Genomic DNA, 15,835 nt, shown 5'->3' with positions numbered 1-15,835 from the left:
AACGGAGGCGTCTCGGTCAACGCCCCTTGGCACCGCGGTGATCCCAGCCGGTCAAAGTGATCAACACCGCGGCGACGGCCCACTCGGCCGGCTTCAGCAGCAGCCAGACCAGGGCCGCCCGCGGTGGTGTCGAGACCCGCTTGGCCCATCGCGGGCCGCAACGATCGTAGAGCGCGCGCAGACGCTGGTGCCCACGCGGCAAGGCGCGGCGCAACAGCAGCTCGGCCGCCTTGAAGCGCGCCAGCTGCGGCGTCACTCGAAAGCTGCCACCGCCGGCGCAGCGCACCTCCCGGCCTCCCACCAGCCAGCCGGGGCCACGCCCGGCGGCGGTGGCGAGAAAACAGTCCGGCGGACTGTCCGGCAAGGACTGGTAGAAGCGCATCGCCTCGAGGGCCGCCAGCCGCCAGCTCACCAAATACAGCGGCGCCAGCAGTCCCAATCCCCACCACCGGAAACCGTCCAGCTTGCCCAGCCGCCGGTGCAAGCCGAGCAGCGCTTGCAAGCTCCAGACTGGACCACACAGGAGGCAGAGCATCAGCGCGGACCACAAGACCACCAGCGCCCCGGTTGTCAGAGCCTCTCCTGGAGCCGGCGGATGCGACCGCTCGATCCATTGGAAGATCGTGCCTCCCAGCCACGCCAAGATCACGAGGCCGCCGGACAGCCACCAGCGCAAGCGCCGGCTCGAGCGATCTCGGATCCACCGCCCGAGCCAGATCAAGGCCCGCCCCAGCAACCACAGGCCCAGCAGGAAGACTGCGCTCTTCCACCAAGACTCGGTGATGAACAGCAGCACCAAGAAACCGTAGTGCAGCGACAGCACCAACCCCAGCATCAAGATCCAGCGCACCACCGATCGGTGCACCCAGTCCCGCGGCCGCAGCACGATCGCCAAGCAGGTGATCGCCACCAACCCGGCGAAAGGCGAGAAGTAGGTTGCCCCCGGTGGACCGATCAGAATCCCGGCCCAGGCTTTGAGCTCACCGCTTTGCCATTCCGGCAGGGTCACCCCAGCCCAGGCCAGCCAAAAAGAAAGCGCAGGAACCACTACCGTCGCCAGCAGAAAGCGCAGCCGCTGCGCCATCCCACCTGGGAAAAGCCATCTCCGGGTCTCGTCATGGCTGGAGTCCATGGCGGCGAAGCTTAGCCGCGCCGCCCGAGCCGCCGGTGGCGAAATGTGGCGCTGCCGAGGCGCTGCCGCAGTACGATTCAGAGCATGACGAATCGAGACCTGGCCGACGAGGGCCCCGAAGCGGTACCGATCCGACACCCTGCCGAGCTTCCTGACGGCGGCATCGCCGTGGTCGGCCTACCGTTCGACGGCAACTCGTCCTTTCTGCGCGGGCCGGCCGCCGGGCCGGCGAGCCTCCGTCGGGTACTCCATGCCGGGTCGTCGAACCTGACCACCGAGGAGGGAACCGATCTCGGCACGTCGGAGGCCTGGGGACACATCGGCGACCTCGAGCTCGACGAGGACGGCGCCGACCAGGCGATCGAGCAGGGCATCGCCAGCCTGCTCGATCGAGGCTTGCGGTTCGTCGCTCTGGGTGGCGACCACTCGGTGACCTTTCCGATCCTGCGCGCCCTCGGGCCGCGCCACCGCGACCTGACGATCGTCCACCTCGACGCCCATCCCGACCTCTACGACGAGCTCGACGGCAATCGCCTGTCCCACGCCTGCCCCTTCGCCCGGATTCTCGAGGCGGGCCTGGCGCAGCGGCTGATCCAGATCGGCATCCGCACCCTCAACGAACCGCAGCGCCGCCAGGCGGAGCGCTTCGGGGTGGAGATCTTGCCGGCCAAGGAGTGGACCTGCGATCGCCTTCCGGAGGTCAGCGGCGACGTCTACTTGAGCCTCGACCTCGATGTCCTCGACCCGGCCTACGCGCCCGGGGTGTCGCACCACGAGCCGGGAGGACTGTCGAGCCGCCAGGTGCTCACCATCCTGCAGAACCTTGGCGGCAACCTGGTCGGCGCCGACATCGTCGAGCTCAATCCGCACCGCGATCCCCTCGACATGACCGCCATGGTGGCCGCCAAGTGCCTCAAGGAAGTCCTCGGCCGGATGCTCTGAAGGCTCGCTCCGAGCGGCACATCAACCTCCTATGGGCGTCCCAGAAGGCCCCTTCGTTACTCCCGGCGAAGGATTTGCGCGACACCTCAAAGCGCTTTAAAATAAGGACTTAAGAGTTTCTTATCGCGACCCTTGAGTCGCTCCCTTCCCTGCTCCACAGGTTCCAGCGAAGCTCCACCTCGAACCGAGAACCGGCTCGGTCGGAAAGACCGAGCGCCGAAGGAGAGCGACATGAACGCACCCCAGAAGACCATCGAGGCGTTGCAGAAACGCCTCGACCGGCGCCGCGAAGTGCGCCAGCGCAAAGAACAGCAGATCGAGTCGATCCGCCAGGGCACGAGCTACGACTGGCAAGAGCTCGACGATTCCCAGAGGTTGCAGCAGCGCGCCCGCAGCCTCGGCCTGTGGCGGGAAAGCACTCAGATCGAACAGGACCCGCAGGCCGTCGGCCAGCGGGTATTCGAGCAGATCATCGATCAGAACGACCTCCTCGACGTCACCTTCCTGGCGCGTGGTGATCGCGCCTCGAAGGCGGTCGGCAGAATCCTCCTACCGGTTCCCGGGGGAACTCGGCTCGGCACCGGCTTCATGGTCAGCCCGCAGGTGATGATGACCAACAATCACGTCCTCGCCAGCGCTGTCGAGGCCGCCGACGCCACCTTCGAGTTCGACTTCTTCAACCGCGAAGCGGGCGGCACCGGGCCGGTGCAACGCTTCCGCCTGGAGCCCTTCCGGCTCTTCCTCACGGATGTCGCGCTGGATTTCTCGGCCATTGCCGTCGAGGCCGTCAACGACGCCGGCCAGGCGGTTGCAAACCGCGGTTTCCACCGCCTGATCGCACCTTCCGGCAAGGCCCTCGTCGGTGAGCGGCTCAACATCATCCAGCATCCCGGCGGCGATCCTCAGAAGGTCGTCGTCCACGACAACACCTTGGTCGACGTCTTCGATGACTTCGTCCACTACCGGGCCGACACCCAGGGCGGCTCGTCCGGTTCTTCGGTGTTCAACAACCGTTGGGACTTGGTGGCTTTGCATCACGCCGCCGTCGGCTCCTTGAACGAGGGTGTGCGGATCAGCCGAATCGTCGACCGCCTGCGCGAGATGATCTCCCAGGAGAGCACCGTCGATCGCGACCTGATCGCCAGCCTGCTGGCCAACGGTGGCCCCACGACGCCGGCGAGCGCTGGCTCCTCGGTGGTCGCATCAGCGACCGCCGGAGCATCCACCCCGGCTGCGACCACCACCTCGGCCGAGGCCGATCCGGTGGTCGCCGACGGAGTCGCCACCTGGGTGATCCCGCTGCGCGTCAGCGTCGAGCTTCCCAACATCGACGGCGCTGGGTCCGGGGATCCGCTCGGCGGGGATTCGGACTCCCCCGCGGCCGAAGAGGACGACCCCCTGCTGAGCGGCGCCCTCGACCAGCTCGACGACGCCGACCGCCGCGAGTACTACAACGCCGACCGCGATGCCGAAGCGCGCCAAGCCTACTATCCGGACAACCTCCAGGATCTCCAAGGCGCCGCCCTCTTCTCCACCCTCTCGAGCCTCGTCGAGAGCACCCATCGGCCGGTCTCCAGCTATCGCGTGGCGCGCTACGACCATCTCTATCCTTGGATCGATCGCCGCGCCGCCGGCTCGCGCCAGCTACAGGGCATCTACTCCAACCTGCCCTTCGACGCCGAGACCCTGATTCGCCAGGAAATCGCCATCGAACGCCAGCGCGAGGCCCGCATCCTCGAACGCGGCATGCTGGAATCGACGGAGATCGACGAGGACTTCCTGCGCCGGCTCGAAAACTCCTTGCCCTACAACTGCGAGCACGTCGTCCCGCAGTCCTGGTTCAACCGTCAGAAGACCCCCAAGATCGACCTCCATCACCTCTTCACCTGCGAGTCGCGGTGCAACAGCTTTCGCAGCAATCACGCCTTCGACCGCTTCGCTCGAGAGGCCGTTCGCGACGACTGCGGTCGCGCCGAGGACGGCCGCTTCGAGCCACTCCACGGCCACGGCGCCGCGGCCCGGGCGACCTTCTACTTCTTGCTGCGCTACCCCGGAGAGGTCGCCGACCACCGGGACGAGATGCCCGTCGAGCGTCTCGCCGTACTGCAGGCCTGGCACCAGGCCTCGCCACCGTCCGAGTGGGAGCTGCACCGCAATGCCGAGATCGAGAAGGCGCAGGGCAACCGCAATCCCTTCATCGACTTCCCGGAGCTGGCCTCTCGCGCTGCCCTGGAAATGGGTCTGCAGTAGAAGGCCCTTCTGCTAGGGTCCCTCCGTGAGCTCCTGGGAAGCCCTGCTGTCGCATCCTCTCGATCTCGTCGGAGGGATCCTCTTCGCCCTCGCTTTCCCGCTCTACCACGGCCTCTACCCCTCCCTCGTCCGGCGCTTCCCCAACCGCGCCGCCCGCCGTCGCTTCGACCTCTTTCGGCGCTCCTGGATCGCCGGCCTGGTGGAGAATCGAGACCTGTTGGTGGCGGCCCAGCAGACGCGCAACCTGGCGATGGTCAATTCCCTCCTGGCGTCCTCCGCCCTGATCCTGATGGGGCTGACCGCCAACGTCCTGGTGCAGGTCGCCAAGCCGCCCGCCACCAGCACAGCAAGCCCCACCGACTGGGGCCTGCAACTGGTCGGCCTGGAGCCGAAGCTCTTCTTGCTGATCGTGGTGTTCGCCGTCGCTTTCGGCTACGTGATGGGATCGCTGCGCCACCTCGGCCACTTCAACCTCGTGATCGGCGCCGATCCCGAGCTGATCGAAGAACAAGAAGGGGTGTCGGCAGTCGACTACTTTTCGGCGCTGATCAACCGCGCCTCCAATCGCCACACCCTCGGCGTCCGAACCTTCTACTCCGCCTTTCCCCTCTTCGCCTGGCTCTTCGACAGCCGACTCTTCGTCCTCCTGACTCTCGCTTCGGCGATTCGATTCGTCGGCTTTCAGGATTTCCGTCACCTGTTGCGACGAAGCTGAAGTACCTTTTCGGCAAGCTGCCGATAAACCTTTTCAACGATTGCCGGTACCTTTCGGTAGCACCGAGAGCCGAGGACCACGGCCCCTCGCTGATCGTCAGCCCTCTCGCAACCACCCACCAGGAGAACACCATGAAGCAAACGATCCGCCGCCTCGGAATCATCCTCATCGCCAGCGCTCTCGCGATCCTCGCTTCCTCGGCCCTGGCCGCAGAACGGAACGGTCCGCCGATCAAGTCGGGGCAGTGGATCGCCACCGGCACGGATGAGTGCCCGGAAGGCCAGATCTGTGTCGTTTGGGAGCTACAACAGGGAGGCAAAGCCTTCAAGACCGACCTCAATTGCTGCCTCGAAGCGGAGTTGGTCGGCAGCACTCGCTTCGGCGCCTGCTCGAGCTTCCGCGATCCGCAAGGGGGCTAGCAGGTTGCTGAAAAACTCATCGGCAACCTGCGACCGAGCCCGGGAGGGCTCGGCGGCGGCTCTGCCGCCGCGACGGGAGAGGAGGCCCAAGAACCGCGCTTCTTGGGCCGGAGCGGGACGCGCAGTCAGGGGCGCGTAGCCCCTCTCGGAACAAATAGCTAGCAGCGCTGGAAAATCCGCGAAGCGGACTTTTTCAGCAGCCTGCTAGTAGCTCTCTCGGCCTCGGTGGCGAACCGCAGAAGGGCGCAGATCTTCCGGCCCTTCGAAACGTACCTATTTATCGAAGACCGTTCTTCGAGCTCGAGATGTCGAGCCCGGTCTTCTTCTCGGCGTCACAGCCGACGCCGGAGATCGAGAAATCGCCACCGCGAAGAGCGGACCGCCCCCAAGGAGCTACCCCATGACCTCTCGACGCCTGACCTTCTCCTTCACCACCCTGATCGTCACCGCCCTACTCGCCTTCTCCCTCACCGCCGCCCCCAAGGCCGACGTCAAGCCGAGACAGGGCGAGTGGCGCGCCACCGGAACCGACGAGTGCCCCCAAGGCACCATCTGTGCCGAGTGGTTCGCCTACGACCGCGGCAACACCATCCGCACCGGCCTCAACTGCTGTATCGCCCCGAAGAAGCTGGGCAGCGGCGACTTCTGGGCTTGCTCGACCGTCCGTGACGACGACATCGACTGATCCGCGAAACCTCGTGCAGCTCCCGAGAACTCACTACCAGCGAGCGCCCCAGCGCCACACTACTCCAGGAGGAGCCCCATGATCGCTCGACGCCTTTACCTCTCGTTTCTCACCCTCATCGTCACCGCCGTGCTCGCCTTCTCCCTCGCCGCCGCCCCCAAGGCCGACGTCAAGCCGAGACAGGGCGAGTGGCGCGCCACCGGAACCGACGAGTGCCCCCAGGGCACCATCTGCGCCGAGTGGTACGACCTCACCACCGGACCGGCGGTTCGCACCGGCTTCAACTGCTGTATCGTCCCGAAGAAAATCGGCAGTGGCGATTTCTGGGCCTGCGCCGGTCCCCGTCCCGACGACGCTCCGGAAGAGTAGTCACGGGTCAGGGATTCAGCACCAGCGTCGGGTCACCCAGCAAGGTCCAACCGAGGAGCACGTCGAGGCGCTCCGGGTGACTCCGACGCAGCTCTTCCTTGGCTTGCTGCAACGCTCGCCCGAGGGCTTCCCCAGGGGTCAGCATGCGGCCGAACGCCTGCTGCGCCAGCAGCCGCTCGGACTCGACGGTGGTCAGGGTCGAGGCGCCGAGCACCGCCGCCGCTCCGTGCTCGGGATCGAGCAGCAGGGCGTGGGCCAGGGTGTCGTAAGCGGGGGCCACGAAGTAGGTGTTCCAACAGCCCCACTGGGTCAAGACCATCGGAGCAGGGTTGGAGAGACCGGCCACGTCGGCCGCCGAGAACAGCCCATCGAAGGTCCACACGGTGGGGCCCGAGTGGCCGATGAAGCTGGCCAGCGCCGGAGCGCGATCGAGCCCGGCGAGAAGCGCATGGCGCGCCGCGTCGATCGCCAGATCGTCGAGGTAGACGGTCTCGGCCCGCCAGTCCGGCGGCAGAGCCCCGGCCAGTAGCCGGTCGCTGATCGCCGCGAAGGAGGTCATCGCCTCAGCGTCATCGGCGGCGAAGAGGGCCGTTCGACGCGGTCCCTGCCAGCCGAAGTCCAAGGTCTTGCGAACCATCGCTCGCAGCTCCTCCGGCGTACGCGCCGGCAGCCGCCCGATCGCCAGGTCCGGGAAGCCATCGCCATCGACGTCCCCCAGGAGGGCGTCCGACGGACTGAAGCGAATCAGCTCATCGGTCGCGGTGTAGATGGTCGGCACGAAGCTCAAGGAGCCGAGGCCGCTGTGATCCAGGTAGTCGTAGCTGTCGCCCCCGGCGAGGAGCACGAACTCCGTCCCGCGGTCGGCGACGGCCTCCCGGAGATAGGACCGAATGGCGTCGGGGTCGACGATGCCGTGGGTGTAGGCCGCGTAGAGATCCGCCACGTCGACCCGCGACACCGAATAACCCTCGGCCTGGCGAGCCGCCACCAGCGGGTCGAGCTCCGGCAGCAGACTGGCATGACCGATGATGGTCAAGCGCGAATGTCCCTGGGGAAGGTCCGGCCGCGGAGCCGGCGCCACCGAGTCGACCCGCCGAAAGGCCTCACCGGTCAGCAAGTGATACTCGAACTGCTGCTCGCGACGACCGGGAATGGTGACCTCCAGGGAGCCGTCACCGGCCGCCACCGTGAACGGCAAGCGCACCGGCCGGCGAGGATGGCGACCCTCGAGCCGGTAGGCCGCCGCCGGCGGCGTGCGCCAACCGGCCACCCGGAAACGACCACCGGCGGCGGTGAACCGCAGCGCGTCGCCGCGCGCCTGGAGATGCCGCGGATAGGTCAGGGCATAGGACTCGAGGTGCACCAGATCGAAGGGCACCCCGGTGTCGCCGGGCAGGGTGAGGGTCAGTCGATTGACGCCCTCGCGCAGCAGGCCCGCCGGCAGGGCGAGGGACGGCTCGACCACTGCCAGGCCATCAAAGGCGGCACTCCACAAGAGCTCTCCGTTGAGCGAGATTTCGACCCGGTGATCCGGAGCCACCGGAAAGTCCGTGCCACCCCACAGGCGCACGTCGAGGCGTGCCCCGGCGCCCTCGGAGACGAGGTCTTCGACCGGCAGCTCGAAGTCCGTGACCAGCGGCTCGGTCTGGGCCAGCAGCCGGCGGTCGTACCAAGGGTCGTCGAGGGGTGAGGCAAAGCTGTAGGCACGATCCTCCTCGACCACGAGGCGGGCGAGATAGGTCGAGACCAGCGGCGCCGCGGGCTCGAAGCCCTTGGCCTGCACCATCGCTCGGGCCTGCGCCGGGTCGACCTCGAGGTAGAAGACGTTGGTCCGGGTGTAGAGGGAGTCGGTGATCGCTTCGCCGTAGAACTCGATCTCCGCCCCCGGACCGAAGGCCACCGCCCCCGGCGCCAAGAGCACACGGCGCGATCGGGGGATGCCCCGCGAGGTCAGGGCCAGGCTTTTCGCCGGCACACCCGAAAGATCGAGGCCAGCCTGGCGCAACTCCTCGTAGGAAACGCGATAGAAGCCGGTGTCGCGAATCCGCAGGGCGGCACGCTCGACGCCCCGCTGGCGCACTTCGGCCTGGCGCCGGGCTCGCCGCTGCTCTTCAGCCCGGCGAACGGCCGCCCAGTCGATCACCTTCGGGGTGATCGCGCGGCCATACTTTCGACCGAGCTCGAAGGGACCGTGGACCCGTTTCCGGGACCGGGTGTCGTAATCCTCGAGGCGAAACTCGCGCCCCTGAGCGCCGACGACCTCGACCTCATAGGTCTGCAACGCCACCGAATCGACCACCCGGCTCGGAATCAACTTCTGGGTCAAGGGGCGCCAGCCCTCGGCGGTCTTCTCGCGCAGGTGGAAGCCGACGGTGCCGACCTCCGTCGCCGTGGTCCAGCGGAACAGCACGCCCTCGGGAGTCGCCTCGCTGGCGAAGGACGCCAGGCTCACCGGGGTCGAGAAGTTGAGCCCGAAGGCCAGCACGCTGGCGGCTTCGTCGACGTGGCTACGCTCGCCGTCGCCTTCGTTGCCGGCACCGGTGTTGTTGTCTTCGTCGACGGTGAAGCGCACGGCGCTGGTGTCGAAGCCGGCGGTGCAACGACGCAGCCAGCCGCCGTCGTCCTCGTTGCGCGTCCGTTTGGTCGCCACCACCACCGGGGTGGCGGCGAAGCAGCCGGCCGAGAAGGTGGCTCCCTCACCGGCGTTGCAGCCGTCGGTCCAGCCATCGATCACTTCGCCCGTATTGATCGCTTCGAAGGGCACCGCCACCGGGCCACCGAAGCTGCTGAAGTCGAGGGTCGTGCAGCCAGCCGTCGGCGCCACCGCCAACCAGCCGATGGTCTCGGCGCTCACCGTGCCCTGCTGCACTTCACTGCGCTCGAGGGCAACGTCGGCCCCGCTGGTGGAGATGATCGGAGCACCGGCGCCGTCCTCGACCACCGTCGCCGTGAGGAAGGGGGTCGAGACCGTACCCGGCGGCGTTCCGCTCTCGCTCGCCAAGCCCTGGATGCGCAACAGGAGGCTCGGGGCAGCGCCGAAGGTGGTGCCAAAGGTGATCGATGCCGCGCCTTCGGTGCCACAGGCCGCCGCCGTCGCGCAGCCGTGCTGCACCGCCGTGGTGGCCACCGAGCCGGCCGCCATGGTCACCGTGGTGGCGCTACCGCCGACGGTCGCCGGAATGCTGTGCACCCCGGGCTCGATGGCGATGTAGTGCAGATCGAGGTTGGTGTGGGGGCCGTTGTGTCCCGGTGGCTCGACGCAGGCGATGTCGAAGCCGTCCTGGCGCACGGCCGCCAGGCGGAAGTTGCAGGGGTGGCCGCCGGCGTTGGTCGGAATGACGAAGACCAGCGGCGTCACGCCGTTTTCCTGGAACACCGTCGAATTGAAGGGCACGGTGCGAAAACCGCTGCCCGCGTTGGTTGCCGGCAACGCGAAGGTGGCCACCTCGATGGCGACCCCGAAGACCGGCGTCGCCACCAGAAGACCCATCACCAAAGACAGCAAATGACCCTTGACGGGGCCGCGTGGGACCGAACGCCGCTTGATCTCCGACATCTCAACCTCACTTCCCATTGGAGAGTCCAGGCGAACCAGACGACGACAAGACAACAGCGCAAATTACAACTATATCTAAAATTCTCACGAAAGCCACCTGCGGAGTGACGGAAGGATCGCCGGCATCCGCGATACGACAGCATCTCTGCGAGTTTTGAAGCGGCCCTGATGGATTTCGAGGGACCCGATGGTCGAGGCGCCCTGTGGTAAATTTTCGGCCCATGCTCGCACTGAACCGGCAGCGTTCCGGCCCGCCTGGCCGGGATGCCGTGAGAGCCTCGGCAGCCAGCTCCCGGGGTCTGCAGAGGGAAGCTCTCGCCTGCGGGAGCCGGGGGTGAAGAACGCCCTCCTGCTGGCCGCCACCTTGCTGGCCATTTGGCTCCTCTGGTCGGGCCACTACACGCCCCTGCTGCTGACCCTCGGAGCGCTGTCGGTCCTGGCGATCACCGTCCTGTCGCACCGCATGGAGACCGACGACGAAGAAGGGCAGCTCCTCGTCCTGGTGCCCCGGCTGGTGGTCTACCTGCCCTGGCTGTTCCGACGCATTGCGCGCACCAACATCGACATCAGCCGTCGCATCCTGGCACCGTCGCTGCCGATCAAACCTCAGATGGTGCGCGTCAAGGCGCGACAGAAGACCGACCTCGGACGGGTGATCTTTGCCAACTCGCTGACCCTGACGCCGGGGACCGTCACCGCCGACATGGATGGCGACGACATCCTGGTGCACGCCCTCACCCGCGAGAACGTCGAAGCTCTCGGCCGCGCCCGCATGAACAAGAAGGTGGCGCGGGTGATCGAAGGGCAGAGCGGTCCCGAGGTCCAGCGTTGATCTATCTCGCCGCCCTCGCCGGCTTGGTGGTGACGATGGTGATGGCCCTGGTCCGTGCGGCCCTCGGCCCCACCGTGTTCGACCGCATCCTGGCCCTCAACATGTTCGGCACCAAGACGGTGCTGCTGATCGCCGTGCTCAGCTTCGCCTCCGGCCGACCGGATTTTCTCGACCTCGCCATGGTCTACGCCTTGATCAACTTCATCGGCGTCGTCGCCGTGCTGCGCTTCGCGCGCCACGGCTTCTTCCTGGGTGACGAGGAGAGCCGTTGATGAGCCTCGGGCTGATCCTGGACCTGGTGGTCGCCGGCTTCCTCCTGGCCGGCGCCTTCTTCGTGGTGGTCGGCGGTATCGGCGTCATCCGCCTGCCCGACTTCTTCAGCCGCACCCACGGCGCCGGCATCACCGACACCATGGGAGCGACCCTGGTGATCAGCGGCTTGATGATCGAAGCGGGCCTCTCCCTGGTCACCCTCAAGCTGCTGCTGATCCTGTTCTTCCTCTTGGTCACCAGCCCCACCGCCTGCCACGCCCTCACCCGCGCCGCCCTCGCCGAAGGGGTGGCGCCGCAGGTGGTCGCGCCCGAGGAGGATGCCTCATCCTTGAGCTGAGCCCGGTCGCGAGCCAGTGGGTGGACGTCTTGCTGCTGGCCCTGCTGGTGGCGACGGCGATCATCATCGTGCGCCTGCGGGGGCTGTGGGCGGCGGTGATGTTGACCGGCATCTACAGCTTCCTCAGCGCCAGCTGGATGCTGCTCCTCGACGCCCCCGATGTCGCCTTCACGGAGGCCGCCGTCGGCGCCGGCATCTCGACCGTGCTGATGCTCGGCACCCTCTCCCTGACCAGCCGCCGAGAGCGCGCTCCGAGACGCTCGCCGCTGCTGCCCCTGGTGGTGGTCACCCTGACCGGCGCCGCCTTGATCTACGGCACCCTCGACATGCCGCACTTCGGAGATCCGGCGGCGCCCATCCAGACCTATCCGGCGCCTTCCTACGTCGAGCGCTCGGTCGAAGACATCGACGTCCCCAACGTCGTCACCGCCGTCCTCGGCAGCTATCGCGGCTTCGACACCCTCGGCGAAACGGTGGTGGTGTTCACCGCCGGCATCGTCGTGCTGGTGCTGTTACGGGGCCGCCGCAGTGAGCTGGAGGAGCCATGAGGCGAGCCTCCATTCTGCGGGTCGTCTCGACCCTGGCGATTCCGTACATCCTGCTGTTCGCCCTCTATGTGCAATTCCATGGCGACTACGGCCCCGGCGGTGGTTTCCAGGCCGGCGTCATCTTCGCCGCCGGCTTCATCCTCTACGCCTTGATCTTCGGCCTCGGCGCCGCCAAGCGCATCACCCCGATGGCGCTGGTCGAATCGCTGGTCGCCCTCGGCGTGCTGGTGTTCGCCGGCACCGGCGTGGTCACCATGCTGCTGGGCGGCAACTTCCTCGACTACAACCGCCTCGACAGCCACGACCCCATCCACGGCCAGCACGTCGGCCTGCTCCTGATCGAGCTCGGGGTCGGCATCACCGTCGCCTCGGTGATGCTGGCGATCTTCTACTCCTTCGCCGGCCGCCGCCCGGAACCGGTGGAGCTCGAGGAAGCAGCCGAAGCGGACGAGACCGAGCTCGAGGAAGCCTCGTGATTCTCGGCCTGTTCAACTACTGGGTCGTGATCGTGCTGATGATGGCCGGTTTCTACACCGTCATCGCGCGCACCAACCTGGTCAAGAAGGTCATCGGCCTGAACATCTTCCAGACCTCCGTCTTCTTGCTCTACATCACCATGGGCAAGGTGCAGGGCGGCACCGCACCGATCCTGGCGGACGGTTTCGAGATCTACTCGAACCCGCTGCCCAGCGTGCTGATCCTGACGGCGATCGTCGTCGGCGTCGCCACCACTTCCGTCGCCCTGGCACTCATCGTGCGCATTCGAGAAGCCTACGGCACCCTCGAGGAGGACGAGATCCAGGACAAGGACCTCGGCCGTTGATCGATCAGCTCCCGGTCCTGCAGGTCCTGCTGCCTCTGCTGGCGGCTCCCCTGTGCGTGCTGCTGCGCCGGCGGGTGCCCGTCACCGCCCTCGCCCTCGCCGCCTGCTGGGGCTCCTTCGCCGTCGCCATCGGGCTGCTGCAGCGGGTGCTGGCGGAGGGTGTGGTGGTCTACGAGATGGGCGCCTGGAGCGCCCCCTGGGGCATCGAGTACCGGGTCGACCTGCTCAGCGCCTTCGTCCTGCTGTTCGTCTCCGGCATCGGCGCCCTGGTGCTGACCTATGCGCCGAAGAGCCTCACCGCCGAGATTCCCGCCGACCGCCTGCACTTCTTCTACACCCTCTACCTGCTGTGCCTCACCGGCCTGCTCGGCATCACCATCACCGGCGATCTCTTCAACCTCTTCGTCTTCCTCGAGGTCTCGTCTCTGTCGTCCTACGGCCTGATCTCCCTGGGGCGCAACCGGCAGGCGCTCACCGCGGCTTTCCGCTACCTGATCATGGGCACCATCGGTGCCACCTTCATTCTGATCGGCGTCGGGCTGATGTACCAGATGACCGGCACCCTCAACATGGCCGACATGGTGCAGCGCATCGCCGACCGCGAGGCCCTCCGCACGGTGCGCGTGGCCTTCGCCTTTCTGACCGTCGGCATCGGCCTCAAGATGGCCCTCTTTCCGCTCCACCAGTGGCTGCCCGACGCCTATGCCCATGCCCCTTCGACGGTTTCGGCGTTCATCGCCGCCACCTCGACCAAGGTCTCCGTCTACATCCTGCTGCGCTTCGTCTTCACCATCTACGGCGTCGAGTTCGCCTTCGCCAACCTGCATATCGAGCGCTTCCTGATTCCGCTGTCGCTGGCGGCGATGTTCCTGGCCTCGGCGGCGGCCATCTATCAGACCGATCTCAAGCGTCTGCTCGCCTACTCGAGCGTCGCCCAGGTGGGTTACATGACCCTCGGCGCCAGCTTCGCTTCCGTCGAAGGGCTGACCGCCTCCATCGCCCACCTGTTCAACCATGCCCTCACCAAGGGCGGCATGTTCCTCGCCGTCGGCTGCCTGGTGTACCGCATCGGCCGCACCTCCCTGGCGAACCTCGAGGGCATCGGACGACGCATGCCCTGGACCACCTTCGCCTGGGTGCTCGGCGGTCTCGGTTTGATCGGCGTTCCCGGCACCGCCGGCTTCGTCAGCAAGTGGTACCTGCTCGAAGCCGCCCTCGGCGCCGGCGCTTGGCCGCTGGCCCTCGCCATCCTGCTGAGCTCCCTGCTGGCGGTGATCTACATCTGGAAGGTGATCGAGGTGGCTTACTTCCGGTTGCCGCAAACCCGCACCAGCCAGGCGGTCGAAGCCCCGGCCGTGCTCCTGCTGCCGACCTGGCTGTTGATCGGCGCCAGCCTCTACTTCGGATTTCGCGCCACCTTCTCGGCGGATCTCGCTCGCCAGGCCGCCGAGGCCCTGCTCCAGGGAATGCCATGAGCCCCGGCACCGCCATTCTGCTGGCCCTGGCGCTGCCCGCCATCGCCGCCGTCTTCGCCGCCCTGCTCCACCGGCGGCCCAATTTGCGCGAGCTCTTCAGCCTGCTCTGCGGTAGCGGCCTGCTGGCGGTCACGGCCTATTTGGCACCGCGCGTCGCCGCCGGCGAACGCCCCGCCTACGTGCTCTTCGAGATGCTGCCCGGGCTCGGCATCGCCTTCGAGCTCGAGCCCCTCGGCATGCTCTTCGCCCTGGTCGCGTCGAGCCTGTGGATCGTCACCACGCTCTACTCGATCGGCTACATGCGCGGCCATCGAGAAGAGAACCAAAGCCGGTTCTTCGCCTGCTTTGCGGTCGCCATTTTCGCCGCCCTCGGCGCCGCCATGGCGGCCAACATGCTGACCTTGTTTCTCTTCTACGAGGTCATGACCCTTTCCACCTACCCGTTGGTCACTCACCACGGCACCAGCAAGGCGCGCCGCGGCGGCAGGGTCTACCTCGGAGTCCTGCTGTCGACCTCGATCTGCTTCCTGCTGCTCGCCGTGGTGTGGACCTGGCACCTCGCCGGCACCCTCGACTTTCGCCCCGGCGGCATCCTCGCCGGCAAGGCCGATCCGGCGATGCTGACGGTGCTCCTCGCCCTTTTCATCTTCGGCACCGGCAAAGCCGCCGTCATGCCCTTCCATCGCTGGTTGCCGGCGGCGATGGTGGCGCCGACTCCGGTGAGCGCCCTGCTCCACGCCGTGGCGGTGGTCAAAGTCGGCGTGTTCACGGTGCTGAAGGTGATCGTCTATCTCTTCGGCCTCGAGCTCCTCACCTCGACGGGGATTGCCACCGCCCTGACCTGGGTCGCCGCCGGCACCATCCTGATCGCCTCCCTGGTGGCGATGACCAAGGACAACCTCAAGGCTCGCCTGGCCTACTCGACCGTCAGCCAGCTCTCCTACATCGTCCTCGGCGCGTTGCTCGCCAACGCCTGGGGAGTGATCGGCGGCGGCATGCACATCGCGATGCACGCCTTCGGCAAGATCACCCTGTTCTTCTGCGCCGGCGCCATCTATGTCGCGACCCACAAGACCGAGATCTCGGATATGAACGGCCTCGGCCGAGTCATGCCCTGGACCTTCGGCGCCTTCACCCTCGGCGCCTTCAGCGTCATCGGCGTGCCCCCCCTGGGCGGGTCCTGGAGCAAGTGGTACCTCGCCCTCGGTGCCCTCGAGGCCGAGCAGATCGCCCTGGTGGCGGTCCTGATGGTGAGCTCGCTGCTCAACATCCTCTACCTGATGCCGATTCCGGCGCGGGCCTTTTTCAGCCCCTCCTCCAAGCAGGACCTGGAGCAGCATCCCCGCCGCCGTGAGCCTCTGCTCTGCGTCGGGCCGCCGGTGCTCACCGCCCTCGCCTGCGTGGCGCTGTTCATCTATGCCGAGGACCTCTACCGGCTCCTCGAGCCAATCGCCCAAATCTCAACGGCTGGATCCTGAC

16 protein-coding genes are annotated in these 15,835 nt (G+C 67.0%); 14 read left to right on the top strand and 2 right to left on the bottom strand.

Annotated features, from left to right (window positions below):
• Nucleotides 1-16 precede the first annotated feature (16 nt).
• Nucleotides 17-1,084, bottom strand: coding sequence for a DUF6688 family protein (locus AAF604_14950; GenBank protein ID MEM7050965.1), 1,068 nt, complete (start codon nucleotides 1,082-1,084; stop codon nucleotides 17-19).
• 132 nt (nucleotides 1,085-1,216) lie between these two features.
• On the opposite strand from AAF604_14950, the gene speB reads away from it, so the two are divergent.
• The 6 genes from speB (at nucleotide 1,217) to AAF604_14920 (ending at nucleotide 6,512) form a co-directional block, all read left to right on the top strand.
• A complete protein-coding gene (gene speB / locus AAF604_14945) occupies nucleotides 1,217-2,074 on the top strand; it encodes an agmatinase (protein MEM7050964.1) in 858 nt (285 codons plus the stop codon).
• Between the two features lie 231 nt (nucleotides 2,075-2,305).
• On the top strand, nucleotides 2,306-4,324 hold the full coding sequence (locus AAF604_14940) for an endonuclease (GenBank protein MEM7050963.1): 2,019 nt from the start codon (nucleotides 2,306-2,308) through the stop codon (nucleotides 4,322-4,324).
• 25 nt (nucleotides 4,325-4,349) lie between these two features.
• Nucleotides 4,350-5,039, top strand: a complete 690-nt coding sequence (locus AAF604_14935; GenBank protein MEM7050962.1) for a DUF599 domain-containing protein — start codon at nucleotides 4,350-4,352, stop codon at nucleotides 5,037-5,039.
• Between the two features lie 131 nt (nucleotides 5,040-5,170).
• On the top strand, nucleotides 5,171-5,458 hold the full coding sequence (locus tag AAF604_14930; GenBank protein MEM7050961.1) for a hypothetical protein: 288 nt from the start codon (nucleotides 5,171-5,173) through the stop codon (nucleotides 5,456-5,458).
• A gap of 400 nt (nucleotides 5,459-5,858) precedes the next feature.
• Nucleotides 5,859-6,143, top strand: a complete 285-nt coding sequence (locus tag AAF604_14925) for a hypothetical protein (GenBank protein MEM7050960.1) — start codon at nucleotides 5,859-5,861, stop codon at nucleotides 6,141-6,143.
• A gap of 78 nt (nucleotides 6,144-6,221) precedes the next feature.
• A complete protein-coding gene (locus AAF604_14920; GenBank protein ID MEM7050959.1) occupies nucleotides 6,222-6,512 on the top strand; it encodes a hypothetical protein in 291 nt (96 codons plus the stop codon).
• 7 nt (nucleotides 6,513-6,519) lie between these two features.
• Here the strand turns inward: AAF604_14920 and AAF604_14915 are convergent, their stop codons facing one another.
• Nucleotides 6,520-10,068 (bottom strand): C25 family cysteine peptidase, encoded by a 3,549-nt coding sequence (locus AAF604_14915; protein ID MEM7050958.1) that lies wholly within the window; start codon nucleotides 10,066-10,068, stop codon nucleotides 6,520-6,522.
• 334 nt (nucleotides 10,069-10,402) lie between these two features.
• On the opposite strand from AAF604_14915, the gene AAF604_14910 reads away from it, so the two are divergent.
• From AAF604_14910 to AAF604_14875, 8 genes are read left to right on the top strand one after another with little or no spacing between them, the layout of a single operon-like run.
• Entirely contained in the window at nucleotides 10,403-10,900 is a 498-nt protein-coding gene (locus AAF604_14910) for a Na+/H+ antiporter subunit E (GenBank protein ID MEM7050957.1), read from the top strand.
• Nucleotides 10,900-11,172, top strand: a complete 273-nt coding sequence (locus AAF604_14905; protein ID MEM7050956.1) for a monovalent cation/H+ antiporter complex subunit F — start codon at nucleotides 10,900-10,902, stop codon at nucleotides 11,170-11,172. The genes AAF604_14910 and AAF604_14905 overlap by 1 nt, the downstream gene beginning before the upstream one ends.
• Complete coding sequence (mnhG, locus tag AAF604_14900; GenBank protein ID MEM7050955.1) at nucleotides 11,172-11,510, top strand: monovalent cation/H(+) antiporter subunit G; 339 nt, start codon at nucleotides 11,172-11,174, stop codon at nucleotides 11,508-11,510. The genes AAF604_14905 and mnhG overlap by 1 nt, the downstream gene beginning before the upstream one ends.
• A gap of 20 nt (nucleotides 11,511-11,530) precedes the next feature.
• Nucleotides 11,531-12,058, top strand: a complete 528-nt coding sequence (locus tag AAF604_14895) for a DUF4040 domain-containing protein (GenBank protein ID MEM7050954.1) — start codon at nucleotides 11,531-11,533, stop codon at nucleotides 12,056-12,058.
• Nucleotides 12,055-12,534 carry a Na(+)/H(+) antiporter subunit B gene (locus AAF604_14890; protein ID MEM7050953.1) on the top strand — a complete coding sequence of 160 codons (480 nt, stop codon included), beginning with the start codon at nucleotides 12,055-12,057 and terminating at the stop codon, nucleotides 12,532-12,534. The genes AAF604_14895 and AAF604_14890 overlap by 4 nt, the downstream gene beginning before the upstream one ends.
• Nucleotides 12,531-12,881 (top strand): cation:proton antiporter subunit C, encoded by a 351-nt coding sequence (locus AAF604_14885; protein ID MEM7050952.1) that lies wholly within the window; start codon nucleotides 12,531-12,533, stop codon nucleotides 12,879-12,881. The genes AAF604_14890 and AAF604_14885 overlap by 4 nt, the downstream gene beginning before the upstream one ends.
• Complete coding sequence (locus AAF604_14880; GenBank protein MEM7050951.1) at nucleotides 12,878-14,356, top strand: monovalent cation/H+ antiporter subunit D family protein; 1,479 nt, start codon at nucleotides 12,878-12,880, stop codon at nucleotides 14,354-14,356. The genes AAF604_14885 and AAF604_14880 overlap by 4 nt, the downstream gene beginning before the upstream one ends.
• A complete protein-coding gene (locus tag AAF604_14875) occupies nucleotides 14,353-15,834 on the top strand; it encodes a monovalent cation/H+ antiporter subunit D family protein (GenBank protein MEM7050950.1) in 1,482 nt (493 codons plus the stop codon). Before AAF604_14880 ends, AAF604_14875 begins: the two co-directional genes overlap by 4 nt.
• Nucleotide 15,835 lies beyond the last annotated feature (1 nt).

The sequence above is a fragment of the Acidobacteriota bacterium genome (genome assembly GCA_039028635.1).
GTDB lineage: Bacteria > Acidobacteriota > Thermoanaerobaculia > Multivoradales > JBCCEF01 > JBCCEF01.
The sequence above is the reverse complement of the archived record's forward strand: the minus strand, read 5'-3'. Positions and strand labels throughout refer to the sequence as shown.

Coding starts and splice junctions, on each gene's coding strand:
- AAF604_14875 (MEM7050950.1), top strand. CDS start 14,353: ATGAGCCCCGGCACCGCCATTCTGCTGGCCCTGGCGCTGCCCGCCATC.
- mnhG (MEM7050955.1), top strand. CDS start 11,172: ATGAGCCTCGGGCTGATCCTGGACCTGGTGGTCGCCGGCTTCCTCCTG.
- speB (MEM7050964.1), top strand. CDS start 1,217: ATGACGAATCGAGACCTGGCCGACGAGGGCCCCGAAGCGGTACCGATC.
- AAF604_14925 (MEM7050960.1), top strand. CDS start 5,859: ATGACCTCTCGACGCCTGACCTTCTCCTTCACCACCCTGATCGTCACC.
- AAF604_14920 (MEM7050959.1), top strand. CDS start 6,222: ATGATCGCTCGACGCCTTTACCTCTCGTTTCTCACCCTCATCGTCACC.
- AAF604_14950 (MEM7050965.1), bottom strand. CDS start 1,084: ATGGCGCAGCGGCTGCGCTTTCTGCTGGCGACGGTAGTGGTTCCTGCG.
- AAF604_14890 (MEM7050953.1), top strand. CDS start 12,055: ATGAGGCGAGCCTCCATTCTGCGGGTCGTCTCGACCCTGGCGATTCCG.
- AAF604_14930 (MEM7050961.1), top strand. CDS start 5,171: ATGAAGCAAACGATCCGCCGCCTCGGAATCATCCTCATCGCCAGCGCT.
- AAF604_14940 (MEM7050963.1), top strand. CDS start 2,306: ATGAACGCACCCCAGAAGACCATCGAGGCGTTGCAGAAACGCCTCGAC.
- AAF604_14915 (MEM7050958.1), bottom strand. CDS start 10,068: ATGTCGGAGATCAAGCGGCGTTCGGTCCCACGCGGCCCCGTCAAGGGT.